Origin of the sequence: Mycobacterium sp. (assembly GCF_008709575.1) — a bacterium.
Lineage (GTDB): Bacteria > Actinomycetota > Actinomycetes > Mycobacteriales > Mycobacteriaceae > Mycobacterium.
The window spans coordinates 260-606 of the sequence record NZ_VYIK01000470.1 but is presented as its reverse complement, the minus strand read 5'-3'; the positions used below and the strand labels follow the sequence as shown (position 1 = coordinate 606).

Below are 347 nucleotides of genomic sequence, written 5' to 3'. Positions count from 1 at the left end.
ACGTGGCCAGCGGTGCGGCAGGGCGAGCGGCCGACCGGGAGAACCGGATCGTCTGCCGGGACGGCGGTCTGGGTTGGTCTGAGCACGCTCCTATGACCGCATCATTGCGACCGTAGGGGCGTGGGACATGTCACCGGCGTGGTTGGCTCAGCTGGCCTCACAGGGCCGGTTGGTTGTTCCACTCGACCTGCCAGGCCCGCAGCGCTCGATCGCCTTGCAACGGATCGATAGCCATCTGGAAAGCGTGGTCTTCTGTGGGTTCATGCGTATGCCGGGCGCGTTCGCCGATCCCGAATCGATTCACCAGCCTGGCCCCGACCCTGGGGTGTTCCTGGAGCTGGCCGATC

General features: G+C 66.3%; 1 protein-coding gene. It reads left to right on the top strand.

All coding sequences use genetic code 11. The features are described 5' to 3' along the window. Positions 1-127: 127 nt before the first annotated feature. A partial coding sequence (locus F6Q13_RS20410) for a hypothetical protein (protein ID WP_367141379.1) occupies positions 128-347 on the top strand: 220 nt, incomplete at its 3' end.